Source organism: Priestia sp. 10L35, assembly GCF_056395685.1.
This window is the reverse complement of record NZ_JBFTKA010000001.1, coordinates 580,414-599,210: the sequence shown is the minus strand read 5'-3', so window position 1 is coordinate 599,210 and position 18,797 is coordinate 580,414. Positions and strand designations below refer to the sequence as shown.

Below are 18,797 nucleotides of genomic sequence, written 5' to 3'. Positions count from 1 at the left end.
ACCTGCTGATTATCATGCAAGGAAGAATAATGGTTTATAGAGATTTTTATTTTCCCATATAAATTCTAACCGTTTCGCCTTCTTTAACTTTCGTTCCGGCTGCAGGAGACTGCTTGACCACTTTATCTCCTTCGCCACTCACATCTAATTTTAAATTAAGTAGCTGTTCTTGTAACTCTTTTTTTGACATTCCTACGACATTTGGTACTTTTATCATTGGTGTGTCCAGCCACGTTAACTCTTTTTCAATTTGTCCTTTACGTGGTTTAACGTCCATCACACGCAAGCTGTCTTCAATCATTTTACCTACAATCGGAGCTGCTACAACTCCACCAAATTGAATGGTGCCTTTTGGATTATCAACCGCAACATACACGACAATTTCAGGGTTATCTGCTGGTGCAACACCGATAAAAGAAACGATGTGATTATTTTTTAAATACTTTCCATTTTGAGCTTTCTGCGCCGTACCCGTCTTTCCTCCAACGCGGTACCCTTCCACAAAAGCTCCTTTTCCGCTTCCTTGTGCTACTACACTTTCAAGAGCAAAACGCACTTGCTTAGACGTTTCCTCGGAAATAACTTTTCGCTTAGCAACCGGCTTATGACTGCTTACAACTTTTCCGGTAGTTGGATCCACCCACTCTTTTGCAATATAAGGTTCATAAAGCGTTCCACCGTTTACGGCTGCGGAAACAGCAGCTACTTGTTGAATAGGCGTAACAGCAACCCCTTGCCCAAAAGCTGTTGTAGCTTGTTCAACCGGCCCTACGCGCTCAAGCGGGAACAAAATCCCTTTTGCTTCCCCTTGTAAATCAATACCTGTTTTTTGACCAAAGCCAAATTCTTTAATGTATTTGAACAATTTTTCTTTTCCTAAACGTTCCCCAAGCTCCACAAAACCAGGGTTACATGAGTTTTGTACAACTTCTAAAAAAGACTGCTGTCCATGTCCGCCTTTTTTCCAGCAGCGAAGTCTCGCTCCGCCAACTTCCGCGGCTCCATCGTCGTAAAATTGATCTTTTAGTAAATCCACTTTCTTTTCTTCAAGAGCAGCTGCCAGTGTAATAATCTTAAACGTCGATCCGGGCTCATATACGCTCCAGATTGGAAGATTGCGATTATACACCTCAGGCTTCACATTTTTAAAATCCGTAGGATCAAAGCCCGGACGACTAGACATACCTAAAATTTCACCGTTTTTAGGATTCATGGCAATGGCAATCATACCATCTGGATTATAAGCTGTCTGAGCATTATCCAACTCACGCTCCATGATCGTTTGCACACGTGAATCGATGGTCAATCTCAAATCCAGCCCGTCCACAGGTGCTGTGTAGTCATCGGCTATATTGGGCATCTTTTTACCTTTAGCATCCGAATACAATTTAACTGAACCTTTTTGTCCTTTTAGCTCTTTATCATAATATAATTCAAGGCCTGTTAACCCTTGATTATCTACTCCCGCAAAGCCTAATACATGCGACAAATAACTTCCAAACGGATAGTACCGCTTCGAATCCTCAGCTATATATACGCCTTTTAAATTTAAATTTCGCACTTCATTTGCTTTCGCATGTGAAATTTTTCTTCCTTCAGGACGCAAATACACGCTAGAAGAAGCTTTTGTTATTTGCTCATATACTTTTTCTTTTGATGCTCCCAGCACTTTTGCTAACTTTTCAGCCGTAACAGCTGGATTTTCAACTTGTCTTGGCATAATTAAAACGGTCGGTGCACTTTTATTTGTAGCAAGTGCCACATCATTGCGATCTAGTATCTTTCCTCTTTCAGGTTCAAAAGGAATATTCCGACTCCATAAGTCTTTGGCTTTTTCAGTTAGCGTATCCCCAGTCAGCAACTGTACATATCCAAGCCTTGTATCAATAATCAAAAACACAATAAAACCGACAAACAAAACAATGGCTAGCCTTTTACGAACTGTGACTCCTGATACCCGCATATATTAGAACCTCCTCTGAATCGGCTCGTTCCAATATATGCTTGTACAGGATTCACTAGAACTTAATTTCTAGTCAAGTTGCTTATCGTCTTTTTTACTATCAGACTCACTTTTTTCCGTTTCTTTTAACTTATTTAACGTACTTGAAAATTCTTTAGGCGTTTCAAGTTCTACTTTCAGGTAGGTTCCTGCTTTTAACGGATCGCCTGCCTTAATACTTTGACTTACAACATAACCATTTTCAAGTGCGCTAGGTCGAACGTTGACAAATTCACTAAAGCGTATAACATCACGATGTGAAAAACCTGTTAAATCAGGCATTGTGGCTTTTCCATTTGTCTTAATAAACACGCGTTGACCAGTGACAATGGTATCAGAAGTCGGTGATTGGCTTTCTACCGTATCTCCTTTACCTATTACAACAGGAACAAGTCCTTTTTGTTTTAAGTCTTTCACGGCACTATCAACTGATTCGTTAACGTAAGACTTAAGCGTAATTTCTGAATCTACTTTTTTATCTTCTGTTTTCTTTCCGTCTTCGTCTGTTTTTTCAGGCTCCACCCCTAAGTACTGCAGGCTGTTTTTCATCACCGGATTAAATACGGCTGTAAGCGGCGCAGTACCTGTCTCTTGAGGCGTAAGAGTTGGATTTTTAACGGCTACATAGACAAGCAGCTTTGGATCTTTAGCAGGTGCAAAGCCCATAAAGGAAATGAAATTTTTCCCGTGTCCATGCAAGTAGCCTCCGGTAGGACCAGGAATTTGAGCTGTTCCCGTCTTTCCAGCGACATCGTATCCTTCAATCGCGTAAGGTTTCCCTGTTCCGTCATCAGAAGAAACAACGGTTTCTAAAATATCTAGCGTTTCGTTCGCTGCTTTTTTAGAAATAGGTTGTCCTACTACGGTAGGTTTTGTTTTCTTAATCGTTTTCTTATTTGTTTCATCGACTACTTGTTTAATCACGTAAGGCTTCATCATTTTTCCGTCATTTGCAATCGCAGTAGCCGCTTGAATTTCTTGAATAGGCGTAAAAGCGGACGCCTGTCCAAATGCAGTAGTTACGCGGTCTCTCGGGTACTTCGTCACTAACTTGCTAGAAGCTTCGTTTGGCAAGTCAATTCCCGTTTTATCCATAAAGCCAAACTTGTCCAAGTATTTATACAAACGGTCGGTGCCCAATTTTTCGTTGGCTAAAATGGCTACCGCTACATTTGAAGACCTTTGAATTCCTTCATTAAATGTAATAGCTCCCCAGCCGACTCCGCCGTTGTGATCGTTAATCGGAACGCTGTTTTTCGTTACTTTATAAGATCCCGACTGATAGCGGTCTTCGCCGTTATAGACCCCTGCATCAATCGCGGCTGCTAGCGTAAAGATTTTCATCGTTGAACCAAGTTCATAGCTGTTTTCAACAAACGGATTACGATAAGACGTGATATCACGAATATTTGGGTCAAATGAAGGACGATTTGACATCGCCAAAATTTCACCGGTTTTCGGATTTACTACCGTTGCCATTAGCTCTTCTGGTTTATATTCTTTAGCAGCAGCTGTCATTGCATCCTCTAAAAACGTTTGAATTTTTTCATCAATTGTAAGCGTGACGCTGTCTCCATTTTTCGGAGCTACAATTGACTCTTTTGGATCCGGAAGCTTAATTCCATTTTTAGCAGCTTCGTATTTTACATATCCATCTTCTTCAGAAAGCTGCTTATCAAATACTTTTTCAATTCCCATTTTCCCTACGATTTTACCCGTATCATCTTTTTGTGCGTATCCTAAAATACTTGAGGCGAATACACCGTTTGGATAGAAGCGCTTCGAATCGCGTAAAAACGTGATCCCTGGGAGATTTAGTTTTTCAATTTTTTGCTTTAGCACGTTATCAATGTCACGTCCGCCTGGGCCAAGTTCGACTTGGAAGGTACCACGTTTAATTCCTCTCGTTAACATGCTGTCAATTTTCGATTCGTCCATCTTTAATAATGGGGCTAATTTTTCAGCCGTTTTTTCTGGGTCTACTACGTGCTGCGGGTGATCTTTGTCTTTTGTTTGTTTTTTATCTAAAATCGCCACAACCGTATAAGCACCCGTGTCTTGAGCGATTGCTTCTCCGTTTCGATCGTAAATCGTACCGCGCTGTCCTTCAATTTTAGACGTCCGCGTATGCTGTTTTTGTGCAATTTCGGCTAAAGCTTCTCCGTCTGCTTTGCCCGTCGCTTGGATGTAAAAGAACCTGATGGCTAATACAAAAAAGAGCAATGCAAATATTAAAATTAATATTGCTGCTCCTGTACTAATATTGCTATTTTTTCTTGGCGTAGTCATCGCAATTAATCGTTAACGACTTTTACGTTATTTTCATTCAATTTTAGTCCAAGTTCTTTTGCTTTTGTCCAAATACGATCGTATGCACTTAACTCTGTTACCTGTAATTTTAACTCATTGTTTTTTGCCTCTTGCTTGTCAATCTTTCCATCGAGTGATTGCACTTCTTCACTGATGCTATAAAGCGAAGATTGATTTGAAATGATTTGCACAGACCCAAACAGCATGAGTGCGACAAATCCAGAATACACAATTTTTTCACCAACCGTAATTTTTCTTTTTGTCTTTCGAACAACTTGACGTACCGTCTTTTGCTGCTTCTGCTGCTGATCTTGCTCTCTTACTTTGTATGCTACATTGTTCATTCTCGTCCCCTCCTCTTTGATAAAACCCTTTAATTACACTAATTTCTCAACAATTCGAAGTTTTGCCGAACGCGCGCGCTTATTTTCTTCTATCTCTTCTTCTGAAGGTAAAATAGGTTTTCTTGTAATAACTTTCATTTTAGGTTTAAATTCTTCTGGAATAATCGGCAGTCCATGCGGAAGCTGCGGAACCGTGCTTGCATTTTTAAACGCCACTTTACAAATTCGATCTTCAAGTGAGTGGAAGGTAATAACACTTACACGTCCACCTTTTTTGATCACATCCATAGCCTGTTCAATTGCATCTTCAAATACTTGAAGCTCATCATTTACAGCAATTCGAATAGCCTGGAAAATTCGTTTCGCCGGATGTCCACCCGTTCGTCTAGCTGGTGCTGGAATACCATCTTTAATAAGATCAACCAGCTCTAGCGTTGTTTCAATTGGTTTAGACTCTCGATATGCTTCAATCTTGCGGGCAATTTGTTTTGAAAACTTTTCTTCTCCGTATTGGAAAAAGATTTTCACAAGTTTTTCATAAGGCCATTCATTTACTACGTTGTACGCAGAAAACATTGAGTTTTGATCCATGCGCATATCAAGCGGGGCATCATGATGAAAGCTGAACCCTCGCTCTGGTGTATCCAACTGAGGAGACGAGACTCCAAGGTCAAATAATACTCCGTCTACTTCTTCAATTCCGTGTTCCATTAGCTGCTCTTTTAAATAGCGAAAATTACTTTTGATTAGAATAACTCTGTCTAGATACGGGGCCAATTTCTCTTTTGCATTTGCAAGAGCGACATCGTCTTGATCAAACGCAATTAATTTCCCTTTTTCTGATAGCTGTTTTACGATATATTCACTATGACCTGCTCCGCCAAGCGTGCAGTCGACATATACTCCATCCGGCTTAATATTTAAGCCTTCCGCTGCTTCTTTAAGCAAAACAGTTGTGTGATTAAACATTATGACACCTACTTCTTTCTAAACTACTTAGTTATGTATACAAAAAGCAAAAAACGGTGTTTTTCTTTGATATATATACACGTTTATATTATATATCAAAGTTCAACATTATTTCAGCTATTTATATAAGAATTAAGTAGAATTTTGTCTTTTTGTCACAAATAGTGTCATTTTGTTAAAGGTAGGACATATTCGTAGAATAAAATGTAAGGAATATAAGGTTTTTTTGCACAATTAGAAATAAATACCTTATAAGGATTCAATTGGTTAACATTCACCTTGTAGACTTTTTCTCTTTTCCAAAATAAAAATCCTGCTTTTCAGCAGGATTTTATTAGACATAACAGACTTTTAACTGGTGATTTAATTCGACTTCAGCACTTAGTAAATCTGACACAAATTGCATACCATAACCATTTAAATAATACATAATATTCCACATGCGTTCTTGTGGAGCATTGTAGGGACGAAGAGCAAGTTCAATTTGAGCATATTTTGAATGCTTCACTTCATGCTTAATTAGCTGTTTGGATTCGACAATCTTTTGAATGGTTTCAAACTGCTTTTGAATAATCGCTCGATTTTTAAGCATGACTTCATCAAATGTTTTGTCTTCTTTTTGAATATTTTCACGAAGAGTTTTATGAATTTTTTCGAAATCTTCTTTCGCTTTTTCAAAATACATTTCGTATGGGTTGTGAACTTCTGTCTTAAGCCAGTGCTCCCTCTCTGCATCTACACCTTCGTTCACTACGTTCGAAAGGTCTAACTGAAGTTCATCCATATACTTCTCAATATGTCTTTCTACGATTGCATAGGATAACCTAGGGACCACGGGAGGCATTTTAAAGCTAAATAAAGAAAATGCTTTTTCAAGCTCTGCCCAATACGCTACTTCCCCCGGACCTGCAATAAACGCAAGGGTAGGAAGTAAGTACTCCTGCATAAGAGGTCTAGTCACAACGTTGTTACTAAGAAGCTCAGGCGTTTGTTTAGCAATTTGAACCAGCTCTTCTTTAGACAGCGCGAGTTCATTTTGCTTTCCAACAAACTGCTCTTGTTCTGGATCTCTTTCTAAAAGTACTCTGTTTTCATTGTGTGAATAAAAGAGATGAGCCGTTTCTTCTCCCACTTCAATCATTCGTCCGTATTGTTTTTGAATCTCAGTTTGCTGTTCCATAACGGCTGACGATAATTTGTCATTTTGTTCAATTAACGTCACAAAGAAAGAAGATTCAATGCTGCGCACTTCTTTAGAAGCTGCATCCATTAAAATAAGACCTGACTCTGCGAACATTGTGGTAACCAAATGAGCAAAGAAATCGACATAGGTACGTGATTTATCTAACGCTTCTAAAACAAAGTGTAATACCTGGTTTGTATGGGCCGTTTCATTAAACGTTTGAAATACATCACGAACCCAGCTTCTACAGGCCTCATGGTCTAGTTCAATTTGAGAAACCATTTGCTTTTTCTTTAAAGAATGCTTTAGCGTTTTCTTTAAAAGCTGGTTTTTATGCTCTGTGTATACATGGTTAATCTCAGCAAAATCATGATCTTCTCCAGCAATCCAAAATACCGGAAGCACGGGCACGTTTAAAGCTTCCTCTTGTTGTTTAGCTAGGAGCACAATTGAAATCACTTTATGAATGGTGTACAAAGGACCGGTAAGCAGCCCCGCTTGCTGACCTCCAACGACCACTACGCTGTTAGGATCTTTTAGCTTTTCAATATTTTCAATCGTCTTAGAAGATGCTCCGTAGCGCTTATTAAAATCAAGCAGATACTCAGCAAGCTGTTCTCTTGGATAAGACTGCTTTTGAACATCCGCTAAACGTTTTTCATATACGTCTTTTTCGTGTATATTATAATGAAAAAAGGAAAGTGCTTGCTTTTCACCTTTTATGTAATCGTTCGTTAGTTTGTTTCCCGCCTTTAAAGAGACGTCTGTAATCTCCATGAAAGAACTTCCTTTCTTTTCCTAATACTTATATTCTCTACATATAGCTTCATTATCCATAATGTAACTGCCCACGTCTAGTAACATGCTTTACAGAGAGGAAATACGAAAAGCGATTCCACCTATATTTAATACAATATGTGCAATAAGAAACAAAACAAAATTCATCCGAAAGAACCCTTTCGCGATAAGCTTCATTTCTAAGTCATGTTTGACTTTCCAATGTACAAACATCATAATCATTGCTACAACTAAAAGGACTAACGCAATCAACCACAAAAAAGAGTGCCCGAAAATTTCCACAGCTGCATAATGCACGGACAAAATAAGAAAAACCGTAGTAATGTATGTTGCTATGTGGACAGATTTCCTTTTATTTTTCGTCAGTTTGCGTAAAAGCATGTATAGAATAAAAAAACCAACGAGCGGCAGAGTGACAAACGTCGCAAAAACTCCAGCAATAAAACTTCCCATGTTAATCACCCTTTTCTTCTTCGATTCCTTTTATTGACCCATATAAAAAGTCAACAATAGGCGTCGACGTTCTTTTTTCAGCAGCTTGTGTTTGAATATAGCCTAAAATAGCATCAATTTCTGTTTGCCGCCCCTTCTGTATATCTTTTAGCATAGAAGATTGATTTGTACTCGTGCGCGAACAAACCCCCAGCGCATTTTCCCAATAATTAAAAGCTGAATCCAGTTTTAACACAGCGGCAATCTCTTCAAACAATAGACGCATCGTTTTATAAAAGTAGCCGTTATGAATCAGCTGCCCATTTTTTACCCCATACAGCGCCGTAAGAGGATTGATGAGCGCATTTACAACTAATTTCTTCACCAGCATCGCATACCAATCTGTTTCAATCACCCAAGGAAAATTCACAATTGGCAAGATAGACTCCATTTCTCCTCTGTATGAAGCAATACGGGTTGTTCCTATTCCTGTATGATGGACGCTATCCATATTTGTACGCATTGCCCCGTGTTCAACTGTACCCAAATAGAGAGTGCTCTGGGGGAGATTTTTAAGAATTTCAATATGGCTCATACCGTTTTGGGTAAACAAAAGGGGAGTATGTATAGTAAGGGTTTTGATAAAAGGAATAATCTCTTTTAAATGATACTGTTTTACAGTAATAATGATTAGATCTGCTTCTTTTATGTTTTTTTCCAGAGGGATAGCACTCACTTTTTTAGTGTGATGTTCCCCTTGTCTATGTAAGGTAATTCCATTATCGTTAATACACTTTGCTTGAGTTTTTGTTTTCGTATACAAGGTTACATCATAACAATCTGATAAATACGCGCTAAACAACAGACCTAATGATCCGCCTCCAATAATACCTATAGTTTTCATCGTATTTTTTGTTCCTCTTTCCATTATTGAGTTTCATTTTAGCAAAAAAATGCTTTGAATTAAATGCATTCTTAAAATTTTACCTATTCATATAGCCCGTGTGATTAAAAATCACCGGGCTTATTGTAAATTATTTAGAGTGATCCCGTTTTTTTCTATTATACGGGATACACCGGATGTTTACGACGGCTAAAGGTCACATTCTTTGTTTCATATAATCGAAAGCGGTCAATTAAAGTTCGACGCAGTTCGTTAGCAGGAACGATGTCGTCAATAATAAGTTCAGAAGCCAGCGTATAGATATCGATGTGTTCTTTATACTCCTGCTGTTTCTGTTTAACAAACATAAACCGCTCTTTCGGATCTTCAATTTCATTAATTTTATTAGAATAGACGGCATTTACTGCCGCTTCAGGACCCATTACGGCAATTTGAGCAGTAGGTAATGCAAGGCAGCAATCCGGTTCAAAAGCTGGACCAGCCATAGCGTAAAGCCCTGCGCCATAAGCTTTGCGCATGACCACGGAAATTTTAGGAACTGTAGCTGAACTCATCGCTGCAATCAATTTTGCACCATGTCTAATGATGCCTGCTCTTTCTACTTTGGTTCCAATCATAAATCCAGGTACATCCGCTAAAAATAGCAAAGGAATATGGAAGGCATCGCACAGTTGAATAAATTTTGCTCCTTTATCTGCTGAATCTACAAACAGCACTCCTCCTTTGACCTTCGGCTGATTGGCAATAATCCCTACTACTTTTCCATCTATTCGTGCAAGCCCTGTTACCAATTCGGCGGCAAACAGTTTTTTCACTTCAAAGAAGCTCCCTTCGTCAATAAGGGTATCAATTGCTTCATAGATATCAAATGGAACATTTTGATTCTCCGGAATTAGTTCTACTAAATCCTTTGTCTGCTTAGGCTCTTTAGCTTTTTGTACTTTAGGCTTCTCTTGATAGTTTTGTGGAAAGTAGGTTAAATAAGATTTGGCATAGGAAATAGCTTCTTCTTCAGAATAAGCTAACACATCTCCACATCCGCTAACGCTGCAGTGCATATGTGCTCCTCCCATTTCTTCTAGCGTAACCTTTTCTCCAATAACAGCTTCGGCCATACGCGGCGAACCTAAGTACATAGAAGCGTTTCCATCTACCATCACAACAATATCACAAAATGCAGGGATATATGCTCCTCCAGCTGCTGACGGACCGAAGAGCAAACAAATTTGAGGAATGACGCCGGAAAGTTTTACTTGATTGTGAAAGATCCGTCCAGCTCCTCGGCGGTTTGGAAACATATCTAATTGATCCGTAATACGCGCTCCTGCAGAATCCACTAGGTAGAGCAAAGGCACATGCAGTTTTTCTGCTACTTCTTGAATCCGAATAATTTTCTCTACTGTTCTGGCCCCCCAAGACCCTGCTTTTACAGTAGAGTCATTAGCCATTACACAAACCGTTTCACCGTTTACTTTCCCAATTGCAGTTACAACACCGTCTGCCGGCAATCCTTCAGCTTTATTATTTGCAAACATGCCGTCTTCTTCATATTTCCCGTCATCAAATAAAAGGGCTAAACGATCTCTTACAAAAAGCTTCTGTTGTTTTGCAAGTTTCTCTTTGTACTTCTCCGCGTTGCCACGCTCTACTTTTTGACGATTTTCATCATATTTTTTCTGAGATTCACCTGTATGTATCATGATATCTCTCCTTTATGAGTTATGAAATAGTCACCAAAACGTCGCCTTCGTTCACAAAATCCCCCACGGCTATATGGACAGTCTCTGCAATACCAGCTTGATCGCTTTCAATAGGAATTTCCATTTTCATAGATTCTAATACAACAACAACTTCTCCTTTGGCTACACTTGCACCTTGCTGAACAAACACATTAAATACCATGCCTGCCATTGTCGCTTTGATTTCACTCATTGTGGTGCTCCTCCTTTATTTAATACGGTTGATAATAACGATGTGTTATAGGTGCCTTTTTCATATAACTCTTCATTTAACAACTGCTTAAATAGAGGAATATTCGTTTTGATTCCCTCTACAACAGCTTCTGTAAAATATGATTTAGCTAGTTCAATTGCATTTGAACGCGTACGACCAGTAATAATAACTTTTGCAATCATTGGATCATAAAAAGGTGTAACCGCATTCATATCACTGTAGCCGCTGTCTACGCGCGCATAGGTTCGCTCCGGTAAGTGATAACCAGTAATTTTTCCCGGAGCCGGTAAAAAAGTAAACGGATCTTCTGCATAAATTCGAAATTCAATGGCATAGTTATTTGCTGCTATTTCCTCTTGCACACGTGGAAGCTTTTCTCCGCGCGCAGCTAAGATCTGCCACTTAACTAAATCGACCCCTGCAATTTGCTCGGTGATCGGATGCTCAACTTGCAGCCGTGTGTTCATTTCAAGAAAATAAAAATTTTCGTCTTCATCCACAATAAACTCCACCGTACCTGCATTATAATATCCGATTGCTTTAGCCGCTTGAACGGCTTGGTTTTGCATGGCTTGTCGCGTACTTTCTTTTAAAGAAAGCGCAGGGGCTTCTTCAATCACTTTTTGATTTCTTCTTTGTACGGAACAATCGCGTTCAAAAAGATGAACGACATTACCATGCTGATCTCCAAACACCTGTACTTCGATATGTTTTGCGTTTGTGATAAGCTTTTCAATAAACATTCCTTCTTGACCGAAATATGCTTTTGCTCTTGCTTTTGTGGAGGCATACACTTGTTTTACTGCTTCTTCGTTATCGCAGCGCACCATCCCAATTCCGCCGCCGCCTCCGCTTGCTTTTAACATAACGGGATATCCAATTAGTCTCGCTACTTTACAAGCCTCTTCAACTGACGTCACATCGCCTTCGCTGCCGGGGACAACAGGTACACCCGCTTCTTTCATCGCGGCACGAGCAGCAATTTTGTCGCCCATCATCGAAATGATTTTGGGAGAAGGACCGATAAAACAAAAACCTTCATCAATCGCTCTTTTAGCAAATGCACTATTTTCCGATAAAAATCCATACCCAGGATGAATGGCATCTACTTTTTCTTCATGACTAATTCGCAGCAATTCTTCTACATTCAAATATGACTTTTGCACAGGAGGCTCTCCAATTCGACGTGCTTTTGTAGCTGCTTGAACATAAGGAAGCTCTGCATCTGCATCGGAATAGACAGCCACCGTTTCAATGCCCATTTGTTTGCATGTATGAATAATACGAAGAGCAATTTCTCCTCGATTTGCAATCAGTATTTTTTTCACCTTTCTCTCCCCTTTCCTCAAATTTCTACTTTCCTCCATATAATTCTACAATAATTTTAAAACTCCTCTACAATTTTTGAAAACGCTTTCTATTTGAATCTCGCTTTTCTTTTGCTTCCTTTCTAAAAAGTGATGCTTATAGTAATGTATTCTTCGTATTTAACTGAAAGAATTCATTTTTCCTCATGCGCATTGAATATTCGTTCACCAATCATGAAAACAGAATATTTTGTATTTTTGTTATATAATATTAGATGAACGAACCAAGCCAGTTCGTTTGTCTAGCAAGGAGACATAACAAGGGGGATATGGGATGAATTACGAAGTGAAGCATTTAAAAATTAATTTTAAAACGCTAGAAGAGTTCAAGAAATTCAAAGAATATGGCATTCAAGAACTTTCAATGCTAGAAGAATTACATGCCAAAATTTCCGATAATGAAATAAATTCTCCGTTTTATGGTATTTATTTTGGAAATAGCTTAGTGGCTCGGATGAGTCTCTATAAGCGAAACAAACAGTACGATCAATATTTCGAGCCGCCTCAAACGTATATTGAAGTGTGGAAACTCGAAGTGCTCAGCGATTTTCAGCGCAAAGGATTGGGTCAAACGCTCGTTGAATACGCCAAATCCTTTCAATTACCTATCAAAACAAGCCCACGAGTAAAATCGAGTGATTTTTGGTCAAAAATGGGGTTCGTACCTGTAACATATGATATCGATCGTGATTTAGGAGAAAACCCTCTTATTTGGCTACCAAGCGGTGTAAGCGAACAAAAATAAACAGCTGATTTCCAGCTGTTTATTTTATATCTATGTGGTATATATGATCAACATGAAGTAGGGAGCATTCAAACTGTCGCTTTACTTTTGAACTTTTTCTAGATTTAAATTTTTATCCACTTGAAATTTCACTTTTCTACTTTTTTCATCCTCTTTTAATACAACCATTTTACGAGCCCTCTCCATAATTTCAATAAGAGCTTTATAGTCATCTTCCACAATTAACAAGTTGTTTTGCAAAGCTTTTTTTTCTTTTTCCAAAATCGTTACTTTCTCTTGTAAACGTTCAATCTTTTGCTGCAGTTCTTCATTAGCTTCGAGAAGCTCTGACGAGTGCCTTTGCCCTTGATCTACATTTTCTAAATATTTAATTACCTCATTAAGCGAAATATGTTTCTCTGCTTCCATATATGATAAGCGTGCAGGCTGCTCGTCATCTTTTGAAACAGTTCTTGCTTTTAATTCTTTTCTCTGTTTTTTCGCAAGATCAATACCAGTCTTGTATTGTTTGCGCACAAAAGAATTCCAGCGGAAGCCACAAGCTGCTGATGTTCGTGTAAGTTTCTTCCCCACTTCTTCAAATGCAGCTAGCTGAGTGCCACCTTCACGTATATGACGCAGTACAATTTCTGCGAGTAATAAATCTTCATCATGAGTCCATGCATCTTGACGAGAAGAAGTCATTTTTCTATCCCTCCTTATCCGTACTTATTAAATGAATATGCACCTACTAGATAAGATAGACTATTGTTCCTCTTCTCAATCAAGAAAATCTTTCATATACTTTGAAGCAAAATGGGAAACCCGTGATTCTTTCATCTTTCGCTTATTAACTATATTGCTATGGAAATGCAGTTCATAACTATGTTTTTTTAACGATGACCTTTTGAACCGCTTCTTCATGCTCAGGCGACTCCCACAATATCGAGCAGCGATGAATTTCTTGTTCCATCCGATTCCAAACCCGGCTTTGCTCCCATTTCTCAATAGCGATTTCTTTGTAAGCTTGCAATACCTGGGTCGGTTTATGAGTGATAGGGGCTAACCACTCCTCACACCTCATAGTTAGTTCTTTAAACGACGTGACATAGGAAAGAAATCCAATTTGCTTTGCTCGTTCTACTCCATACAGCTGAGCACTGTAGATCATTTCCATCGCTTCTTGATAACGCAGCTTTTCAAGAAGAATGGTTCCTCCTCCCCAGCCTGTTGTAATTCCTAAATTCCCTTGAATAAAGCCCATTTCGCTATGTGTTGCACTTATACGGAAGTCACATGCAATCGCAAGTTCACATCCTCCTCCAACCGATGTTCCATTCAAAAGGGCAACTGTGGGTTTTGGGAGTGTTAAAATCTCATAAAGAATTTTCCCCATTTTCGTTAACATTTGAGACGCCTCTTTCGAAGTCTTTAGCTCATGAAATACGCTTAAATCTCCTCCACTGCAAAATGCATCTGAACCAGCCCCTGTAATTACGAAAGCTTTTACTAACTGATCATGTTTCACATAATCTACAGCTTGCTGCAGTTCATTCATAACATCATAATCAATAGCATTACGCTTTTCAGGACGATTAATCACAAACGTAGCAATGCCTTGGCTTGTAGTAAACAGCTCGCTTTTTTTCATGCTTTTTCCTCCTTATAGACAAGGTATGAATCCTTTTACAACAGTAATTGTTTATTTAAAAAGAGTTCTTGTTCTATAAGAAAAATCCTTCTCTCCCAAAGGGTAGAGAAGGAAAAAAGGCAAAAAAAATAAAAGACCCTTTAAGAGGGTCTTTTATTTAAATAAGCAATTATTTGCTTACTACGTCATTTCCTTTGTAAGTACCACAAGCTTTACATACGCGGTGTGATAGTTTCATTTCACCACAATTTGGGCACTCTACCATACCAGGAACTTGTAATTTAAAGTGCGTACGACGCGTTCTTTTCTTCATTTTAGATGTTCTTCTAAAAGGTACAGCCATTATTCCCACCTCCTTAAAAGAATTTTAAAATCATATGAAGGCCCGAAAGCCGGATCTTCGCATTTTTATTTCTTTTTGTCTTTAAAGAAATTTTCGAGTACGGCTAAGCGGGGATCTACTTTTTCCTGCTTTTCTTCTTCGGTAACAACTTCCCAGTCTTTTCCTGACTGTGGAGCTGCTCCTGCCGCTTGCTGATTTTCACTAAATACCTGCAGAGGAATTTCAACAATAATTAACTCTTGAATCAAAGGCTGTAAATCAACCGTTTCTCCCTCTACAATGCGTACTTCAGCATCTTCTTCATAATCAGCATTCACATTCAATAAAAACGTTTCAGTTGCGTTAATTTCAAACGGATACGGAACGTCAACTAATGTACGAGCACAAGGCAACGTCATCTTTCCTGAAATTTTAAGGTGAAACGTTACTTTCGAAGAGCTAATGTCGGCTCTTCCTTTCACGTTTACATCTGACATTCTACGAATTTGAGGATCAGCATTCATAAACTCTTTGCCGTCAATCACTTCGTCAAATGTTAGACCTTTATTTTGCAACTGATACAATTGATGTATTGTCCATTTCATTGTTAATCACCTCAAGGCAACAAAGGTTATTATAGCTTTCACAAGATTATTTGTCAATATTTTTTCTTTACACTATAATGTACTTAAATATGCTTTTTTGTAAAAATTTCTTACTTTCATAAAAAAATGTTTTTAAAACAAAGAGCTAGACTAAAAATAATAAATTAAAAGGAGACATTATGCAAGCAGTTGGAATAATTGTCGAATATAATCCTTTTCATAACGGACACGCTTATCATTTGCAGCAAGCGAAACAACAAACCGGAGCAGATTGTGTGATTGCTGTGATGAGCGGGCACTTTTTGCAGCGCGGAGAGCCTGCTCTTGTATCAAAATGGTCCCGCACAAGAATGGCTTTAGCGGCTGGTGCAGACTTAGTCGTTGAATTACCCTATGCTTTTTCTACTCAAAAAGCTGAAACATTCGCAGGCGGCGCTATTTCTATTTTAGAATCCCTTCGCGCTGACTTTGTATGCTTTGGCAGCGAAAATGGCAATATTGACTCATTTACCCGCACCGCTGATTTGCTCGAAGCTCATGAATCAGAACTATCCGCTTTAATTCAACAAGAGATGAAAAAAGGGAACAGTTATCCAAAAGCAGCTTCCAATGCTTTCTTACAGCTTTTCACGGAGGCTCCTATTGATCTATCTCAGCCAAATAATGTGCTTGGAATGAGCTATGTAGCTGCCATTAAAAAACAGCATGCATCTATTAAACCATATACAATCACTCGAATTCAATCACATTATCACGATGATTCCCTGTCTTCCTCTTTTATTTCAAGTGCTACAAGCATACGTAAAGCTATTTTTGACAGCAGCAGCCATGGGGACCTGAGCAAGCACATGCCAGTTAGTACAGCAAATGAATTAGCAGCTTACAAGCAAGCACACGGACAGTTACATCATTGGGAGCATTATTTCCCATTTTTGAAATACAAATTATTAACTACTCCGCTTTATGACTTACAGCGTATTTATGAAATAGAAGAAGGTATTGAACATCGGCTCCTATCTTATATTTCTTCAGCTACTTCATTTGAAGATTTTTTAACAAATGTTAAAACGAAGCGATATACGAGAACCCGTTTACAGCGCATGTGCGTTCACCTTTTAACCAATACAACAAAAAGTGAGATGCAACAAGCTGATCCTTATATTCGCTTATTGGGAATGTCAAAGACAGGACAAGGCTATTTAAAAACGATTAAGAAAAAGCTGTCCCTTCCTATTGTATCCACTGTATCGCAATGTAAACTAAAAGAAATTGATACCGATATTAAAGCGACACATGTTTATAGTATGCCGTTTCAAGAGCCTCTGCGCTCTCAATTTATGAAACAAGAATACACGCAGCCTCCTATCATTTGGCCATAAAAAAATCGTCTGCAACAGACGATTTTTTATGGTTTCAGCTTTTCCAAATACGTTACGGCGTCCGAAAATGAATCTACGGGTACAATTTTCATATCACTGTCTATTTTTTTAGCTGTCTTCACTGCTTCTCGGTAGTTAGAGCTCGCAGCCCCTTTTTCATTTGGTGCAAAGAAAATCTCTGCTCCTTCTTTATCTGCGGCTACAATTTTTTGCGAAATACCTCCGATTGGTCCTACCTCTCCTTTATCATTGATAGTCCCTGTACCTGCAACGCGATGGCCTTTTGTCATGTCCTCTTTAACAAGCTGATTATAAATTTCAAGCGAGAACATCAGTCCAGCTGAAGGCCCTCCTATTTTTTCAGTATCAATATGTATATCGGGCTTAACTTTTAGTTCTTGGTTCGTTTCTAAGGCAATTCCTAGGCCTACTCGTTTCGGCTCGTCAGGAAATGCTTTAACTTTTAGAGTATGTTTGCTTTCTTTGCCATCTCTTTTTACATAAATTGATACTGAATCTCCTGCTTTTTTAGTCGATACGTAGTTGATTAAGTCCTCAGCAGTTTGAATTTTTTCCCCATCTACTTTCGTTACTACATCTCCAACATGAAGTTTTCCATGTGCAGGCATATTTTCTACGACATATGTAACATATACGCCTTTATTGAGATAGGAAACGCTCTTTCCAGCTGCTTCGTATGCTACTGAAATAGCGGCATTTTTTGATGTATCCATCATATGTAATTGCCTTGTCGAGTAATCTTCATCGCTTTCACCTTGCTGCAAAATTTGCTTTGTAGGGAAAATTTCATGAAAGTCCTGTATTTTCGCAAGACCATATGAAAGAGGAGTTGCTCTGCCCATTCTTACAGTTGTCAGCATAAACGTCCCTTTTTCATGGTATCCATCTTCTACCTTAATAATAGGCGCAAGTTCTTCTGCCATTCCAGGCTTTGTAATGTAGTACGGCAAAGGATAAAAACAAAGCATTGCCACCACTGCAATAACAGCCAAATATACCAAAATTCTAATTCTAGATTTCACTTTTTTTGTTCTCCTTCCAATGATCAATTGCTTGTAGGATAGAAGGCAACTGCTCATGTGCTGCTTGTTCACCAATTGAAATCATTTCTTGAATGTTTGTAAACGCTCTGGAACTAAAAGTATCGAGATTAGGACGAATCATAATGTCTGAAGCAATGGTCCGATGAGCTACTAGCTCATCTTGCAAAATATCTAAACTTTGCATAATGACATCAAAAATAGAGGTGATTTCTGCATTCACTTTCGCTTTTGATACATCGACTCCAATAACAATATCAGATCCCATTTCTTTTACAACCGATACAGGAATACGGTCCACTACCCCGCCGTCTACAAGCAATCGTCCATCAATTACTTCGGGAGCAAAGATTCCTGGAATTGAAATACTTGCTCTCACCGCTTCAGCGATAGGTCCTTTTTTAAACACCACTTTCTCTCCTGTTTTCAAATCTGTCGCTACAATGGCAAACGGTATAGACAGCTGTTCAATGGTTCTATTTTGCGTAAAGGTGCGAACCAACGATTTCACTCTGTTTCCCGTAATAAATCCCATTTTAGGCACGGTAAAATCCAAATAATACTTTCGTTTGAACGTTAGCGCCATTTTATAAAGAGTTGCTAGTTCAATACCTGACGCATATAGTGCACCAACTAAAGCTCCCATGCTGCTGCCAGCTAGAAAATCAATAGGAATGTTATTTTCTGTTAGCGTTTTGATTACTCCTAAATGTGCAAAACCTCTAGCTCCACCTGAGCCTAACGCAACTCCTATTTTTGGGCTTTCCACTTTACCTGCCCCCTCGTTTTACCT

18 protein-coding genes are annotated in these 18,797 nt (G+C 38.8%); 2 read left to right on the top strand and 16 right to left on the bottom strand.

Annotated elements, in window-relative coordinates:
• Positions 1 to 46 precede the first annotated feature (46 nt).
• The 10 genes from AC1DEF_RS03115 to AC1DEF_RS03070 form a co-directional block, all read right to left on the bottom strand.
• Positions 47 to 1,963 (bottom strand): stage V sporulation protein D, encoded by a 1,917-nt coding sequence (locus AC1DEF_RS03115; RefSeq protein WP_097824532.1) that lies wholly within the window; start codon positions 1,961 to 1,963, stop codon positions 47 to 49.
• A gap of 69 nt (positions 1,964 to 2,032) precedes the next feature.
• Positions 2,033 to 4,291: a penicillin-binding protein gene (locus tag AC1DEF_RS03110; protein ID WP_016765447.1), complete on the bottom strand. Its 2,259-nt coding sequence runs from the start codon at positions 4,289 to 4,291 to the stop codon at positions 2,033 to 2,035.
• A gap of 5 nt (positions 4,292 to 4,296) precedes the next feature.
• Entirely contained in the window at positions 4,297 to 4,656 is a 360-nt protein-coding gene (gene ftsL, locus AC1DEF_RS03105) for a cell division protein FtsL (RefSeq protein WP_013058965.1), read from the bottom strand.
• 33 nt (positions 4,657 to 4,689) lie between these two features.
• On the bottom strand, positions 4,690 to 5,625 hold the full coding sequence (gene rsmH / locus AC1DEF_RS03100) for a 16S rRNA (cytosine(1402)-N(4))-methyltransferase RsmH (protein ID WP_013084858.1): 936 nt from the start codon (positions 5,623 to 5,625) through the stop codon (positions 4,690 to 4,692).
• A gap of 334 nt (positions 5,626 to 5,959) precedes the next feature.
• Complete coding sequence (gene bshC, locus AC1DEF_RS03095) at positions 5,960 to 7,585, bottom strand: bacillithiol biosynthesis cysteine-adding enzyme BshC (protein WP_097824533.1); 1,626 nt, start codon at positions 7,583 to 7,585, stop codon at positions 5,960 to 5,962.
• A 90-nt stretch (positions 7,586 to 7,675) separates the two neighbouring features.
• Positions 7,676 to 8,059, bottom strand: coding sequence for a DUF3397 domain-containing protein (locus AC1DEF_RS03090; RefSeq protein ID WP_013058968.1), 384 nt, complete (start codon positions 8,057 to 8,059; stop codon positions 7,676 to 7,678).
• 1 nt (position 8,060) lies between these two features.
• Positions 8,061 to 8,966, bottom strand: a complete 906-nt coding sequence (locus tag AC1DEF_RS03085) for a 2-dehydropantoate 2-reductase (protein ID WP_477727300.1) — start codon at positions 8,964 to 8,966, stop codon at positions 8,061 to 8,063.
• Positions 8,967 to 9,100: 134 nt separating this feature from the next.
• Positions 9,101 to 10,642 carry an acyl-CoA carboxylase subunit beta gene (locus AC1DEF_RS03080; RefSeq protein WP_013084862.1) on the bottom strand — a complete coding sequence of 514 codons (1,542 nt, stop codon included), beginning with the start codon at positions 10,640 to 10,642 and terminating at the stop codon, positions 9,101 to 9,103.
• 19 nt (positions 10,643 to 10,661) lie between these two features.
• The gene (locus AC1DEF_RS03075) at positions 10,662 to 10,874 is read right to left on the bottom strand and encodes a biotin/lipoyl-containing protein (RefSeq protein ID WP_013058971.1); all 213 of its coding nucleotides are present in this window, start codon (positions 10,872 to 10,874) and stop codon (positions 10,662 to 10,664) included.
• Positions 10,871 to 12,223, bottom strand: coding sequence for an acetyl-CoA carboxylase biotin carboxylase subunit (locus AC1DEF_RS03070; RefSeq protein WP_097824535.1), 1,353 nt, complete (start codon positions 12,221 to 12,223; stop codon positions 10,871 to 10,873). Before AC1DEF_RS03070 ends, AC1DEF_RS03075 begins: the two co-directional genes overlap by 4 nt.
• Positions 12,224 to 12,536: 313 nt before the next feature.
• On the opposite strand from AC1DEF_RS03070, the gene AC1DEF_RS03065 reads away from it, so the two are divergent.
• Entirely contained in the window at positions 12,537 to 13,007 is a 471-nt protein-coding gene (locus AC1DEF_RS03065; RefSeq protein WP_097824536.1) for an N-acetyltransferase, read from the top strand.
• A gap of 81 nt (positions 13,008 to 13,088) precedes the next feature.
• Here the strand turns inward: AC1DEF_RS03065 and AC1DEF_RS03060 are convergent, their stop codons facing one another.
• The 4 genes from AC1DEF_RS03060 to AC1DEF_RS03045 form a co-directional block, all read right to left on the bottom strand.
• Positions 13,089 to 13,691 (bottom strand): RsfA family transcriptional regulator, encoded by a 603-nt coding sequence (locus AC1DEF_RS03060; RefSeq protein ID WP_013058974.1) that lies wholly within the window; start codon positions 13,689 to 13,691, stop codon positions 13,089 to 13,091.
• 178 nt (positions 13,692 to 13,869) lie between these two features.
• A complete protein-coding gene (locus AC1DEF_RS03055) occupies positions 13,870 to 14,637 on the bottom strand; it encodes an enoyl-CoA hydratase/isomerase family protein (protein WP_013084864.1) in 768 nt (255 codons plus the stop codon).
• A gap of 169 nt (positions 14,638 to 14,806) precedes the next feature.
• Entirely contained in the window at positions 14,807 to 14,980 is a 174-nt protein-coding gene (rpmF, locus tag AC1DEF_RS03050; RefSeq protein WP_013058976.1) for a 50S ribosomal protein L32, read from the bottom strand.
• A 65-nt stretch (positions 14,981 to 15,045) separates the two neighbouring features.
• On the bottom strand, positions 15,046 to 15,564 hold the full coding sequence (locus AC1DEF_RS03045; protein ID WP_013084865.1) for a YceD family protein: 519 nt from the start codon (positions 15,562 to 15,564) through the stop codon (positions 15,046 to 15,048).
• Positions 15,565 to 15,743: 179 nt separating this feature from the next.
• Between AC1DEF_RS03045 and AC1DEF_RS03040 the strand changes: the two genes are divergently transcribed.
• Positions 15,744 to 16,943: a nucleotidyltransferase gene (locus AC1DEF_RS03040; RefSeq protein ID WP_097824537.1), complete on the top strand. Its 1,200-nt coding sequence runs from the start codon at positions 15,744 to 15,746 to the stop codon at positions 16,941 to 16,943.
• A 26-nt stretch (positions 16,944 to 16,969) separates the two neighbouring features.
• On the opposite strand, the gene AC1DEF_RS03035 is transcribed toward AC1DEF_RS03040, so the two are convergent.
• Both AC1DEF_RS03035 and AC1DEF_RS03030 read right to left on the bottom strand, forming a co-directional pair.
• The gene (locus AC1DEF_RS03035; protein WP_277813710.1) at positions 16,970 to 17,986 is read right to left on the bottom strand and encodes a SepM family pheromone-processing serine protease; all 1,017 of its coding nucleotides are present in this window, start codon (positions 17,984 to 17,986) and stop codon (positions 16,970 to 16,972) included.
• On the bottom strand, positions 17,976 to 18,773 hold the full coding sequence (locus AC1DEF_RS03030) for a patatin-like phospholipase family protein (RefSeq protein WP_097824538.1): 798 nt from the start codon (positions 18,771 to 18,773) through the stop codon (positions 17,976 to 17,978). The genes AC1DEF_RS03035 and AC1DEF_RS03030 overlap by 11 nt, the downstream gene beginning before the upstream one ends.
• Between the last annotated feature and the right edge of the window lie 24 nt (positions 18,774 to 18,797).